A 13,163-nucleotide genomic window follows, 5' to 3' on the forward strand; every position below is an offset into this window, starting at 1 on the left:
GGAGCTCTTGGTTGTATCGGATTGAATATATAAAATGTATATAATATGCAAAGATATATAATATGCAAAAGATATACAATGTATAAAATGTATGGATTATGCCGCTGTGGCTGGATTATAATCCATACATTTTTAATTTTAAAAGGCAGATTTATTTTCCGGCCGCCTTTTTAGAATAGTCAGTTGTTACAAGCTTTTCATAAGGCACATCACTGCCAAGCTCGCCAGACTGCTTTAATATGTCTTTAAGAAGCTCAAAGCTTTTCTTTTCAAAGATAGTGTCGCCCTTCCATGTATCCTGCGTCTTGTAACGGTCAACAATGGTTGTTATAGTATCAAGGTCGGTTTCAGGAAACTGTGGAGCGATAACTTCTGCGATTTCACTGCTGGTGTGGGAATTGACGTAGTCAAGGCCTTTCTGGATAGCGTTAGTAAAGCCTTGGATTACATCAGGGTGTTTTTCAATAAAGCTTTTGTTAGCACAGTAGGCAGTATAAGGAACATATCCGCTGTCAGTACCAAGAGAAGCTACTACATAGCCTTCCTTCTGCTGTTCAAGGAGCGTTGCAGAAGGCTCAAATTCTACAGTGTAATCAGCTATTCCTGATGTGAAAGCGGCTGCTGTAGAACCAAAGTCAACATTTTGAAGTATTGTGAGGTCATCTACAGGAGATATTCCATTTTTCTTAAGGATATATTCGAAAAGCATCTGAGGCATACCACCGGCTCTGCCACCAAGAACTGTCCTGCCTTTAAGATTATCCCATTTAAAATCAGTTTCATTATCGCGGGATACAAGAAAATTGCCTGCACGTTGGGTAAGCTGGGCGAAGTTGACAGCGTAGTCAGTAGAACCTTCCTGATATACATATATAGAACTTTCTGAACCCATAAAACCGATATCAGCTTCTTTTGATACAAGAGCGGTCATTACCTTATCAGCACCAAAGCCTGTGACAAGATTAAGGTCAATGCTCTCATCTTCAAAATATCCAAGCTCAATAGATACATATTGTGGTGCGTAGAATATAGAATGGGCAACCTCGCTGAGTGTAATCTTAACTGTAGAATTATCGGTATCTTTTCTGCACGCAAATGCACTCATTATCATCATTACACATAACAGCATAGCAATGACACGTTTGATTGTCTTCAATAAAATCCTCCATTCTAAATGTATAAAACACATTTTTATCTGTTCAATAATTATATTATTCAGATGAATTAATATATGTGATTAAATCTGTGAAAAATGTTAAAAAAGCTAATTATTTAGTTGGCTAAATATATTAAATATGTTAAAATAAACTATAAAAAAGTAGCAATGAATGGAGGTCGTTTTGTTATGTTTGGAAAAAATAGAACAGCACAAGACACATTAGGCAATGACAGAGAATTATTATTGCAGGCTATGGATAAGATTATAGCCGGCGATTTCAGTGAGGTCTCTGCTGAAGGTTTTAGAGATCCTATATATGCAGAAAAGCTTAACCAGATGATTGGCGCATATAAGAAAGCTAATAATAATTATATTATGAGACTTAATGAGGCAATGCAGTCTATAGGAGATAATTCATATGTTAAGAATATGCTTGATCAGGTGTATACACAACAGCAGTCTATAACAGATATGAATTCTTCAAGCCAGATACTTAAGGAGTCAATTGGTAATATTTCAGACGCAATGGGTGAGATTCGTGATAATACCCACGATATGTTACAGGTGTCACAGAGTAGTGCTGCTAATATGAACGACAGTATAACAGTGGTTAATGAATCATCACAGAAGATAGCGGATATTAACAATCAGGTTAATGCATTCCACGAGAAGATTAATAAGATCGGCGAGATTGTTGATATCGTTAAGAAGGTAGCAAGCCAGAGCAATCTTCTTGCACTTAACGCTTCAATTGAGGCTGCAAGAGCAGGTGAAGCAGGAAAGGGCTTTGCAGTAGTTGCTGATCAGGTAAGACAACTTTCAAGTAATACATCTGAGTCGGCAGAAGATATTGTTAAATATGTCAATGAACTTAAGCAGGATATTGAAGTGCTTGCTAATTCAATGAATGAGACAACGGTCAAGTTATCAGAAGGTAATGAAAAGGTAGAGATATCATTAAGAGATATTGAGCGAATGAATGAACAGATGGTAGCAATCAATGCTTCTGTAGAAAGCATTTTCAATGACATTGACAGACAGTCAGAGACAACAACAGAATTTACTAATCAGGTACAGACAATAGCAGATTCTTACGGAATGCTGACTAAGGAATGTACAGAGACTGGTACCCATATATTCAAGATAGGAAGATACATAGATACCTGCCGAAGCGATATGTTCAGGGAAGCTGGTAAAGTAACAACTCAGGATATGTTAAAAATATTCGAGGTTGACCACTTTATCGTTATGTGGAGAGTGTATAACAATGTCGCAGATTTCGAGAGATTAAAGATTACACAGCTTAACAATCCAGACAGTTGTAAGCTTGGTAAGTGGATGCATGCACAGACAGATCCTAAGATTACAGGAAGTCAGGAATTCAAGAAGCTTGATTCTGCACATAGACTTGTTCACAAGTATGCTTGTGATTCTTGGATGGCTAAGGATAAGGGAGATGATGCTGCAGCTATTGCGGCATTTGAAAAGTGCCGTGAAGCTTATGGAGAATTCAAGAAGGCTATCGGTGAGATGAGGAGCTATATGAGAACAATTGGATATACAGATGAGACTAAGATAGTTATCTTCAGGAATTAGTTAAATATAATCACAGATTATAAGATAAGCTGGAATTTACATAGCTGTCTTTAATGCAGGATATGCCTTAAGGATATAAGCTTGTAGAATTCCAGCTTTTTTTATTTATAAAATTTAATTATTTATATACTATTTATATATGGGATTTAATTAACAAAATTTAACCACATATATAATGGATTTTAATAATAAAACTCAATCATCTATATACTGGACTTTTTAATAATAAGAGTTCATAATATAAGTTATGAATAAATAATGATATATTCGTGATTACTATGACAAGCAGGTATGCATTAAGAATGCCTGTTGTCCCTTCGCAATACAGCAATGTTGTATTAAATTGCGTAAGAATGGAGATTGTTATGAGAGAGGTATATGTAATAGGACATAAGAACCCGGATACAGATTCGGTGTGCTCAGCAATATGCTATTCCAGACTGAAAAATCTGATTACTGGAAGTGAGGATTATATTCCTAAAAGAGCAGGACATCTTAACGAAGAAACTCAGTATGTTCTTGAAAAATGTGGTGTAAAACCTCCTGCATATATTAAAGATGTTAGACCTCAGGTAAGAGATATTGATGTCAGGAAGATAAGTGGAATATCGGAAGATCTTTCAGTAAGAAATGCGTGGAAATTAATGAAAGAAAGAGGTGTTGAGACACTTCCTATCATTGAAGATGATAAGCTGAAAGGACTTGTTACAATCAGTGATGTTGCTAAGTCATATTTTGAAATGTATGACAGTGATATATTATCTGTTTCAGGCACAAGTCTCAGTAATATCGTGGATACCCTTAAGGGCGAAGTTATAACTGGTGATATAGATAAGCATTTTAATAAGGGGAAGATGATTATTGCTGCCGCCAATCCTGATATGATGGAAAATATGATTGAAGAGGGTGATTTTGTAATTCTTGGCAATAGATATGAGTCACAATTATGTGCTATTGAGATGGAGGCGGGATGTCTTATAATATGTGAGGGTGCAAAGGTATCAAGCACAATAACCAAGATAGCTGCACAGCATAATTGTGTTATAATATCGACAGCGTATGATACATATACAGTTGCAAGACTTATTAATCAGGCCATTCCTGTAAGTTTCTTTATGAAGCAGGAAGCACTTATTAAGTTCAAGCTAAACGATTTTATTGAAGATATACAGGATATAATGGCTAAGAAGCGTTACAGGGATTTCCCAATTGAGGACGATACAGGCAGATATGTCGGTATGATTTCAAGAAGAAATATTATTAAGACCGATAAGAAGAAGATAATTCTTGTAGACCATAATGAAAAAAATCAGGCTGTATTTGGTATTGAGGATACTGATATATTAGAGATAATAGATCATCACAGACTTGGCTGCATACAGACGATAACACCTGTATTTTTCAGAAATCAGCCGCTTGGCTGTACTGCAACAATAATATATCAGATGTACTGTGAGCATAATATAGATATTGATAAGACGACAGCCGCACTGTTATGTTCGGCAATAATATCAGATACGCTTATATTAAAATCACCAACCTGCACACACTATGATGTTGATGCCTGTCAGGTATTAGCTGATATAGCTGGTATTGATATAGAAGAATACGGCAGGGAAATGTTCAGGGCAGGAAGTAATCTTTCCGACAAATCAGAAGAAGAGATATTCTATAGGGATTACAAGAAGTTCTCAATTGGAGAGATAACTGTAGGTGTTGGACAAGTAAATTGTATGAGTCAGGAAGAGATAGAGGGGCTTATTAAGAAAGAAGCTTCTTATATCACAAGTGTTACGGATAAGTCAGATGAGATAAATATTGCATATCTTCTTCTGACAGATGTAATGAAAGAGACATCTTATGTTATGTTATCAGGTAAGAATGCTGAACAGGTGCTTATGCAGGCATTTAACCTTGATGAGATAACCAACAATTATGTAATACTTCCTGGTGTTGTTTCGCGTAAAAAGCAGTTCCTGCCAGCTATAGTTGAGGTATTACAGCAATAATGTGAAGGTGAGGATATATAGCAGTAATTAGTAATTTGCAGGTATAGTTGATGTAGATATATAGTGGTAATGCACAGGTATAGCTGATGTAAATATATAGCAGTAATTAGTAATTTGCAGGTATAGCTGATGCAGATATAATGTGGTATTGCATATGTATAACAGTATTATAAATTGGTATTGTATATATAGTAATATTACAGATTATAAAGTGTATATATGCACAGAAATGAGGAGTAACAACAATGAAGAAGTTAATGAGAAATGACCCTTGCTGGTGTGGCAGTAAAAAGCCTTATTGTGAATGCCATATGGATTTTGATAAGAAAATTGAAATGTACAGAAAGAAATTCCACAAAGTTCCGCCAAGAAGCATTATAAAGAATGAAGAACAGCTTCAGGGTATGAGAGAGAGCAGTAAGATTAATATTGCTGTACTTGATTATGTAGCTGAGAACATTAAAGTGGGTATGACAACACAGGAAATTGATGAGATGGTGTATGAAAAGACAACAGCTATGGGTGGAATTCCGGCACCTCTTAATTATGAAGGATTTCCAAAGAGTGTGTGTACATCTATTAACAATGAAGTATGTCACGGTATTCCATCATCTAATATAGTATTAGCAGATGGTGATATCGTAAATGTTGACTGCTCAACAATTCTTAATGGCTATTTTTCAGATTCTTCAAGAATGTTCTGTTTAGGAAATGTTGCACCAGAGCATAAGAAGCTTGTAGATGTTGCAAAGGAATGTGTGGAGCTTGGACTTGCACAGGTTAAGCCCTGGGGACATCTGGGGGATGTTGCAGATGCAATAAGCAAGCACGCCAAGGAAAATGGATATTCAGTGGTTCGTGAAGTGGGAGGACACGGAATTGGTCTTGAATTCCACGAAACACCATTTGTCAGTTATGTTATTAAGAAGGGAACAGGTATGGTTATGGCACCCGGTATGGTATTCACTATTGAGCCAATGATTAATGCCGGTTACCCGGATGTATATGTTGATGATGACAATGGCTGGACAATATACACAGAAGATGATTCATATTCAGCACAGTGGGAAATAATGGTTCACGTTACTGATGATGGATATGAGGTTATGACATACTAATTAAGAATATATAATTATTATTTGATACAAATTATTATTGGATATAGAAGCTATCTGATGTGGAAGAATTCGTATGGTTCACACGCAGCTTGTATAGACAGGAAATATAAGGAAGATACAGGAGAGCGTACACCTGCCAGACAGCTTTATATATTAATAAAGGGGCTGCCGCACTAAGAAATGTATATATTATATAGATTGATAGTTAAGTCGGTATATCTATATAGTTATATTTTCTTATTGCGACAGTCCAATTTTATGCTATAGACTATGATTTCATATTGGCATAATTATTTCTTGATACAGTTGCAGTTTTTATCAAATTCAGGATTGTATAGATAGTAATTATTACAGTCAAGCTTGCTCTGTATTATAGATAAGGCTTCACCAAAACGTTGGAAGTGGACGATTTCACGCTCTCTTAAGAATTTAAGCGGGTCGAGAACATCGGGGTCATCTTTGGCAAGCCTTATAAGGTTATCGTAAGTTGTGCGTGCCTTTTGTTCTGCCGCCATATCTTCAACGATATCTGTTATAGAATCACCCTTTGACTGGAATTCGCACGCATTAAATGGAATACCACCTGCCGCCTGAGGCCACACTGCTGATGTATGGTCTACATAGTAGGCTTCAAAAGGAGTTCCTTTAATCTGTTCCATTGTAAGGTTTCTTGTGAGCTGGTGAACCATTGTGCTAATCATTTCAAAATGCCCCAGCTCCTCAGTGCCGATATCTGTAAGCAGCCCGGCAACTTCCCTGTATGGCATAGAATATCTTTGCGAGATGTAACGCATAGAAGCACCAAGCTCGCCGTCCGGTCCACCATATTGACTGATTATCATAGCCGCCAGAGTAGGGTTCGTCTGTTTTATTTTAATAGGGTATTCAAGTCGCTTTTCATAATTCCACATATCAGCAGCCCTCCATTTCCCAAGGCATTGGAGTTGCTACCCACATCCAGTAATTGTCGTTGGAAATGTGTAATTTATCGAGAGGTCCATAATAATCTGCGTACTGTGTCATATAATCGCAGTATTTATCTTTAATCTGTGCATAATATTCAATTGCTTCAAGGTCATCGGGGTGAGTATCAAGGTAGAGATTGACTTCTGTTAGTACAAATCCCAGTTCATAAATATTCTGCATAAGCCCACGTTTGTCGGCTGTTAAAGTACAACTGGACTGTCGGGTTGGAGTGAGGGTACTGTTGGAATTGCCGCTGTTGCACAGATTGTTATTGTAATTGCGGTTGTTATTGCAGCTATTATTAGAATAGCCATTATTGCAATTCTGCTGGCAATTGCAGGAAGACCTCTGGTTCATAGATGGCTGGTTAGTCATATTATTCATACTCTGCCTCCTGCAAAAGGTTTGGATAATACAGGAAATAAAGTTCCACATTTAAGGGCTTTGCAAGGGTCATACAAATCTCCCCATTTCTGCCACGGTACATAACACATAGCAATCGCCCACGTATTCTGCATTTTCATAATCGAAAAAAACTCCATATATTAAACTTATTAGTATTATATGTGGAAAATGACTTGATGCTACTATATGTAATTATATTGAATTTGACATATAATATGAGATTAAATATAATATTTGCATAACCTAACGGTAACAAAAGTGATAATAGAGCTGGATATAATAGAATTCGGCTAATTGTAGATTGATAGAGATACATTAATTGTATGCGGCTATGCTATAGGAGTAATTTCTACTGATTGTAGATATCAGATAAAAAGTAGATTTGGTAATTAGGTTTAAGTAACCTAAATAATTCCGCATACCCTTAAACACATAAAGACTTTAAATAATCACACCAAAGTATTATCTCCCCAACAATATTGAATATTCTCCCCATTCTTGCTAAAATACCACTACAAGATTAATAGAAAAGGATATCCAATTATGAAAGAAAAGATATATACAGTTCCAGTTAATGATGCGTTTGCGTTGGATAGTGAATGTCCGATTTGTTCAATGTTTGAAAAGCTGGAGAATGATGCGGTTGAGTATGCCATGGGTCCAAGCTATATGGAAGATGACATAAGAGAAAAGACAGATAAAATGGGATTTTGCAGCCGTCATATTAAGAAGATATACGAGCAGAATAACAGACTTGGTTATGCACTTGTTATGAAGACACATATGGATTATGTCATTAAGCAGATAGAAAGTTATAGATATGATAAGGGCACTGGAAAGACACTCCTAAAAAAAGGCAAAGAGGCACAGGTATGCAGTTATATAGATGAGCTTGAAGGAAAATGCTTTGTGTGCGATAAGGTAGAAGATACCATTGAAAGATACATAGATACAGTGTTTTATATGTATAAACACGACAAAGATTTTGTAGAGAAACTTAAAAACTGCAAAGGCTTTTGTACCAGCCACTATGGACTTTTGATGAAAAGGGCGAGCGACAAGCTTTCGGGAGCACAGTATACAGAATTCACAGAGCTTATCACTAAGCTTTATATAGATAATATGAAGAGAGTAAGAGATGATGTAGCCTGGTTTATTAATAAATTTGATCACAAATATGCCAATGAGCCCTGGAAAAATGCTAAAGACTCACTCGTAAGAGCAACATTAAAAGATACTGGAGTTAATATCCAATAACATAATAATGTGTTATTTTTCGGAAGAAGATAAGTTCATTATGGTATAATGAGCACAAAAGTGCTCATCTTAAAAGTTCCTTATGGAACTTTATATGTGCAGAAAAGCTGCACAAGATTTATGGTATGATATATACATTATATTAAGAAATTAATTGATATTAATAAAAGCTGATTACCCTCATTAATAAAAATGGAGATAATCAGCTTTTTGTTGATATATAAATGTAATAATTATTACATTTATATATCAATTAATATGTAAATGTAACAGAATATAACGTGTAATTAACACGATCAATATTCTTATAAGAATAGGATAACTGCTGTCCGGTTCTTGATATTGCCTCTTTAAGATCTGCATTATAAGTTGTAGTGAATTCAATATGTGCAGTTTTATTTTTAACTGTTGAATATATGAGTTTATTTAGTTGGTTGACATTGCTTATTAAAGGTAGTTTTTTGTATCTGCAGTAGGAATATTTTGCACCACATTTTTCATAAGCGGAGTAACGGCTTCTGTCCCAAGTATGGTCGAGTGCCATATCGTCAGCACTGATATTAAAATATGAGTGGTCGATATAATCAGATGATGAGCCAACAGGGTCATCCCACGTTACATCAACGTGATACCAGTGATTATCAAGGTTGACAACATTCCATATGTGCTGCTGTCCGCCAGCCTCTCCTGAAATCGTTGCATTTTCTATTCCAAGCATATCTAACAATGTCTTAAAACATTCAGTATAGCCGCTACATACAGCAATTCCGTTGATTAATGCACTGTAGGCGTTGTAGGAAGAGTCGCCGGTATCAACATAATTGATGTTATCAACGAGATAATCGTGTATGGCAATCTCCTTTTCTATATCAGATTGATTTGGCGAAATAATTTCTTCAAGTATTTTGGTATATTTGTCATAAAGCACAAGCTGGCGTTCATTAAGATTATATGTTGACTCACTTCTGTAAGCTTTAATAATAGCAGAATTGTCCCAACATTCATAAGTTATCCGCACATTGAAACCATTTTTAATGCGCCTGTATTCACATCTTAACTGTTCTATGCCGTTAATTAATGAAAGCCATTTGTTGGCATCAATTAACTCCTCATCAGTAATGAATAATTCGCAGACATTATTATCACTATCCATACTTGCAATTATAGCCTGGACAATCTCCTCAGTTGTATCTGCGGACTGGGAAAATGCAGTCTTAGGTATTGTCATAGCTGAATTGGAAGGCATATTAAACGATATTGGAATTGTACAGCCTGTCAATGCGACAGATAAAAGCACAAGTGTGAGTATAACGCAGACACGCTTATGGATAGGCTTATATAAATTTTTCATATATGTTAATAAATCTTTCTATAATAATTTAGGTTTATTACTTTGTTAAATTAAATGTAATTTGGTATTATTACATTATATATTATAATTATATTACATTATAAAATAATACACAACTGCTAGATATATGGATATTTATGGCAGTCTGATGATAAATATACCGTGCATTTTATTTTGTACAGGGAGGAGAATTAATATGAGCGATTATATTATTAACAAACCTGATGATTTTGAATTGAATGAAACACTTGAATGTGGACAGTGCTTCCATTTTAATAAGCTTGATGAAAATGATTATGTCCTTACAGCATTTGGACATATGTTACATATAATACAGACTGAAAAAGAAATTGTATTTTATGATACTGATGAGAAGCTGTATATGGATTTGTGGAGAAATTATTTTGATATAGACAGGAATTATGGTCTTATAAAGGAAAGGCTTCTAAAGAAAGATGATAAGCTTAAGGAAGCAATTGAGGCAATGTCAGGTGTCAGAATTCTTAATCAGGAATTTTTTGAGACACTTATTTCATTTATTATATCGCAGAACAAACAGATACCACATATAAAGAAGATTGTTGCAGATATTTCTGCAAAGTATGGCGATTATGCGGGTGAGGTGAAAGGTGTACCTATGTATACATTTCCTGATGTAAGGAAGTTAGCCAAAGCAGAAGTAGAGGATTTGAAGGAATTAAAGACAGGCTTTAGAGCACCTTACATATATGATGCCGTAAAATGTGTCGGCGAGGGAAAGATTAGTTATGATGAGCTTATTGCACTGGATAGTGAGCAGGGCATTGAGAAAATGTGTCAGATAAAAGGGGTTGGCAACAAGGTCGCAAGCTGTGTAAGCCTTTTTGCATTGGGTAAAAGGGACAGCTTTCCTATTGATGTGTGGATAAAAAGAATAATGGAATATCTGTATTTTGACGGAAATGATACTTCCAAAGATGTTATAGCTGCATTTGCTAAGGAAAGATTTGGCGAGCTTGGCGGATATGCACAGCAGTATCTTTTCTATTATGGAAAGACTGTCAAGATGGGTGTCGCTAATAAGAATAAAAAATAAAAAAAGTATAATCAAAATGTTAAATCATTAATATATTTAGAAATAGCTGTTGACAAATTATTAGCCGGGTGCTATCTTAATTTTATTGAAATTAGCACTCGGTTGAAATGAGTGCTAACAAGCAAAAAACAAATTGCTGCCATATACATTTCAGACAGCGGAATGGAGGATATATATGAAATTAGTACCATTAGGAGACAGAGTTGTAATTAAAGCATTAGTTGCAGAAGAAACTACAAAGTCAGGTATCGTATTACCAGGACAGGCAAAGGAGAAACCATCTCAGGCAGAGGTAGTTGCAGTTGGACCTGGCGGGGTTGTTGATGGCAAGGAAGTTACAATGCAGGTTAAGCCTGGTGATAAGGTAATATATTCTAAGTATGCTGGAACAGAAGTTAAGCTTGATGATGAAGAATACATCGTTGTAAAGCAGAATGATATTCTTGCGGTAATCGAGGATTAATCAGATACAGCCAGTTTATTGGCGGATATATGAAAAGTGATAGTTAGTTGATATCAGATATATTTTTATTACAGATAATAATGGAGGTAATAGCAATGGCAAAGGAAATTAAATACGGAATTGAAGCAAGAAAAGCTCTTGAAGAGGGTGTTAATAAATTAGCTAATACTGTAAGGGTTACAATCGGACCTAAGGGACGTAACGTAGTTCTCGATAAATCATATGGTGCACCACTTATCACTAACGATGGTGTTACAATCGCTAAGGATATCGAACTTGAAGATGCATTTGAGAATATGGGTGCCCAGCTTGTAAAGGAAGTTGCTACTAAGACTAATGATGTAGCAGGTGATGGTACAACAACAGCTACAGTTCTTGCACAGGCTATGGTTAATGCAGGTATGAAGAACTTAGCAGCAGGTGCTAACCCAATCATCTTAAGAAAAGGTATGAAGAAGGCTACTGATTGTGCAGTTGAAGCTATTGCACATATGAGCGAGAAGGTTACAGGAAAAGACCAGATTGCGAAGGTTGCATCTATCTCAGCTGGTGATGAAGAAGTAGGCCAGATGGTAGCTGATGCTATGGAAAAGGTCTCTAATGATGGTGTTATCACAATCGAAGAATCTAAGACAATGAAGACAGAACTTGATCTTGTAGAAGGTATGCAGTTCGATAGAGGATATATTTCAGCATATATGGCAACTGATATGGATAAGATGGAAGCTAACCTTGATAACCCATATATCCTTATCACAGATAAGAAGATTTCTAATATTCAGGAAATCTTACCAGTTCTTGAACAGATAGTCCAGAGCGGTGCTAAGCTTCTTATCATTGCAGAAGATGTTGAAGGTGAAGCTCTTACGACACTTATCGTTAATAAGTTAAGAGGTACATTCAATGTTGTAGCTGTCAAAGCACCTGGATATGGTGACAGACGTAAGGAAATGCTTAAGGATATCGCTATTCTTACAGGTGGTCAGGTTATCTCAGAAGAACTTGGTCTTGAACTTAAGGATACAACAATGGATATGCTTGGTAGAGCTAAGTCAGTTAAGGTTCAGAAAGAAAATACAGTTATCGTTGACGGCGAAGGTGCTAAGGAAGATATCGAAGCAAGAGTTGCACAGATTCGTGCACAGCTTGAAGAAACAACATCTGACTTTGATAAGGAAAAGTTACAGGAAAGACTTGCTAAGCTTGCAGGCGGCGTAGCTGTTATCAGAGTTGGTGCTGCAACAGAAACAGAGATGAAGGAAGCTAAGCTTCGTATGGAAGATGCCCTTAATGCAACAAGAGCTGCTGTAGAAGAAGGCGTTATCTCAGGTGGTGGTTCTGCTTATATCCACGCTTCTAAGAAGGTTGCTGAACTTGCTGCTACACTCAGTGGTGATGAGAAGACAGGTGCAGAGATTATTCTTAAGGCACTTGAAGCTCCTTTATACCACATTGCTCACAATGCAGGTCTTGAAGGTGCAGTTATCATCAACAAAGTAAGAGAGTCAGAAGTAGGAACAGGTTACGATGCTCTTAATGATGAATACGTTAATATGATTGATGCTGGTATTCTTGACCCAGCTAAGGTTACAAGAAGTGCATTACAGAATGCTACAAGTGTAGCTTCAACACTCCTTACAACAGAGTCAGTTGTAGCTGATATCAAAGAAGATACACCAGCAATGCCAGCAGGAGCTGCCGGTATGGGCGGAATGATGTAATAAGTAATAATTTGCTATACATCAGCAAGTTGATAAAATAAAT

At 36.2% G+C, this 13,163-nt stretch carries 12 protein-coding genes; 7 read left to right on the forward strand and 5 right to left on the reverse strand.

Going from position 1 to position 13,163, the window contains the following annotated elements; all coding sequences use genetic code 11:
* Positions 1 to 151: 151 nt before the first annotated feature.
* Positions 152 to 1,111: an ABC transporter substrate-binding protein gene (locus BM157_RS05680; RefSeq protein WP_443973445.1), complete on the reverse strand. Its 960-nt coding sequence runs from the start codon at positions 1,109 to 1,111 to the stop codon at positions 152 to 154.
* 234 nt (positions 1,112 to 1,345) lie between these two features.
* On the opposite strand from BM157_RS05680, the gene BM157_RS05685 reads away from it, so the two are divergent.
* The 3 genes from BM157_RS05685 to BM157_RS05695 all read left to right on the forward strand — a co-directional run bounded on the left by BM157_RS05685 (position 1,346) and on the right by BM157_RS05695 (position 5,882).
* Positions 1,346 to 2,755 carry a methyl-accepting chemotaxis protein gene (locus BM157_RS05685; RefSeq protein WP_090140270.1) on the forward strand — a complete coding sequence of 470 codons (1,410 nt, stop codon included), beginning with the start codon at positions 1,346 to 1,348 and terminating at the stop codon, positions 2,753 to 2,755.
* Positions 2,756 to 3,120: 365 nt separating this feature from the next.
* Positions 3,121 to 4,764, forward strand: a complete 1,644-nt coding sequence (locus tag BM157_RS05690; RefSeq protein WP_022501482.1) for a putative manganese-dependent inorganic diphosphatase — start codon at positions 3,121 to 3,123, stop codon at positions 4,762 to 4,764.
* Positions 4,765 to 5,009: 245 nt separating this feature from the next.
* Entirely contained in the window at positions 5,010 to 5,882 is an 873-nt protein-coding gene (locus BM157_RS05695) for a methionyl aminopeptidase (protein WP_022501481.1), read from the forward strand.
* 290 nt (positions 5,883 to 6,172) lie between these two features.
* Here BM157_RS05695 and BM157_RS05700 read toward each other — a convergent pair whose 3' ends face one another.
* From BM157_RS05700 to BM157_RS05710, 3 genes are read right to left on the reverse strand one after another with little or no spacing between them, the layout of a single operon-like run.
* The gene (locus tag BM157_RS05700) at positions 6,173 to 6,793 is read right to left on the reverse strand and encodes a manganese catalase family protein (protein WP_022501480.1); all 621 of its coding nucleotides are present in this window, start codon (positions 6,791 to 6,793) and stop codon (positions 6,173 to 6,175) included.
* 1 nt (position 6,794) lies between these two features.
* Positions 6,795 to 7,232: a spore coat protein CotJB gene (locus BM157_RS05705; RefSeq protein ID WP_055306763.1), complete on the reverse strand. Its 438-nt coding sequence runs from the start codon at positions 7,230 to 7,232 to the stop codon at positions 6,795 to 6,797.
* Positions 7,229 to 7,372 carry a spore coat associated protein CotJA gene (locus tag BM157_RS05710; protein WP_242858646.1) on the reverse strand — a complete coding sequence of 48 codons (144 nt, stop codon included), beginning with the start codon at positions 7,370 to 7,372 and terminating at the stop codon, positions 7,229 to 7,231. The genes BM157_RS05705 and BM157_RS05710 overlap by 4 nt, the downstream gene beginning before the upstream one ends.
* Positions 7,373 to 7,796: 424 nt before the next feature.
* Here BM157_RS05710 and BM157_RS05715 point away from each other — a divergent pair, with 424 nt between their 5' ends.
* The gene (locus tag BM157_RS05715) at positions 7,797 to 8,510 is read left to right on the forward strand and encodes a DUF6062 family protein (RefSeq protein ID WP_090140272.1); all 714 of its coding nucleotides are present in this window, start codon (positions 7,797 to 7,799) and stop codon (positions 8,508 to 8,510) included.
* A gap of 253 nt (positions 8,511 to 8,763) precedes the next feature.
* Here BM157_RS05715 and BM157_RS05720 read toward each other — a convergent pair whose 3' ends face one another.
* The gene (locus tag BM157_RS05720; protein ID WP_090140275.1) at positions 8,764 to 9,861 is read right to left on the reverse strand and encodes a transglutaminase domain-containing protein; all 1,098 of its coding nucleotides are present in this window, start codon (positions 9,859 to 9,861) and stop codon (positions 8,764 to 8,766) included.
* A gap of 196 nt (positions 9,862 to 10,057) precedes the next feature.
* On the opposite strand from BM157_RS05720, the gene BM157_RS05725 reads away from it, so the two are divergent.
* The 3 genes from BM157_RS05725 (at position 10,058) to groL (ending at position 13,120) form a co-directional block, all read left to right on the forward strand.
* A complete protein-coding gene (locus tag BM157_RS05725; protein ID WP_055176353.1) occupies positions 10,058 to 10,936 on the forward strand; it encodes a DNA-3-methyladenine glycosylase family protein in 879 nt (292 codons plus the stop codon).
* Between the two features lie 175 nt (positions 10,937 to 11,111).
* The gene (locus BM157_RS05730) at positions 11,112 to 11,399 is read left to right on the forward strand and encodes a co-chaperone GroES (protein WP_022207095.1); all 288 of its coding nucleotides are present in this window, start codon (positions 11,112 to 11,114) and stop codon (positions 11,397 to 11,399) included.
* Between the two features lie 95 nt (positions 11,400 to 11,494).
* The gene (groL, locus tag BM157_RS05735) at positions 11,495 to 13,120 is read left to right on the forward strand and encodes a chaperonin GroEL (RefSeq protein WP_022501568.1); all 1,626 of its coding nucleotides are present in this window, start codon (positions 11,495 to 11,497) and stop codon (positions 13,118 to 13,120) included.
* The last annotated feature ends 43 nt before the right edge of the window (positions 13,121 to 13,163 follow it).

It is taken from the genome of [Lactobacillus] rogosae (assembly GCA_900112995.1).
GTDB lineage: Bacteria > Bacillota > Clostridia > Lachnospirales > Lachnospiraceae > Lachnospira > Lachnospira rogosae.